Here is an 822-nt window from a genome sequence, read left to right as displayed (position 1 = left end):
GTGGCGGAGGGTCGTGCGGTGGCGTCGGGCCGTGCTGTGACGTCGAGTCCTGCGGTGACGTCGGGCCGTGCCGTGGCGGAGGGTCGTGTGGTGACGCCTGGCCGTGCCGCGTTGCCGGGTCGTGTCGCGTTGTCAGGTCGTGCGGTGATGACGGGTCGTGCCGTGGCAGTCGACTGTGCCGTGGCGGCGGGTCGTGCTGTGGCGCCGGACCGCGTCGCCGCGCCGGGTCGTGCTGTGGCGGCGGAGCGCGCCGTGACGAGCGCGGTAGCTTCAGCGGCCACCGAAATTGTCAGGGTCGGCTGGAAGAATGAAATCAAGGGGTCCCCTTCGCGAGGGGACGCCTGCGTGAGCTTGAAGTCCGGAGGAACCAGGTGATCTCGTCACTGCGCGGCCAGGTGCAGCACGTCGGCCTCGACCACGCCGTCGTCGAGGTGGGCGGGGTCGGGTTCGCCGTCCAGATGACCCCCACCACGCTCGCCACCCTCCGCCACGGCGAGGAGGCCAGCCTCGCCACCACCCTCATCGTGCGCGAGGACAGCCTCACGCTGTTCGGGTTCGCCGACGCCGAGGCCCGTGAGCTGTTCAGCCTCCTGCAGACGGTCAGCGGCATCGGCCCGCGCATCGCCCTGGCCACGCTGGCCGTGCTGGAGCCGGACAAGCTGCGGCACGCGCTCGCCGAGGGCAACATCACCGTGCTCACGCAGGTGCCGGGCATCGGCAAGAAGGGCGCGGAACGTCTCATCATCGAGCTCCGCGACAAGGTCGGCGCACTGCCGACGCCCACCACGCCCGTGCACAGCCAGACGCGCGACCACGTGGTCG

The 822-nt window shown here is 71.3% G+C and carries 1 protein-coding gene; it reads left to right on the top strand.

Annotated features, from left to right (window positions below):
• Positions 1–371: 371 nt before the first annotated feature.
• A partial coding sequence (gene ruvA / locus B0F77_RS36690; RefSeq protein WP_143467100.1) for a Holliday junction branch migration protein RuvA occupies positions 372–822 on the top strand: 451 nt, incomplete at its 3' end.

The sequence above is a fragment of the Lentzea kentuckyensis genome (assembly GCF_002150765.1).
Classification (GTDB): domain Bacteria; phylum Actinomycetota; class Actinomycetes; order Mycobacteriales; family Pseudonocardiaceae; genus Lentzea; species Lentzea kentuckyensis.
Note: the sequence above shows the minus strand (reverse complement) of the source record. Positions and strands in the feature narration are given on the sequence as shown.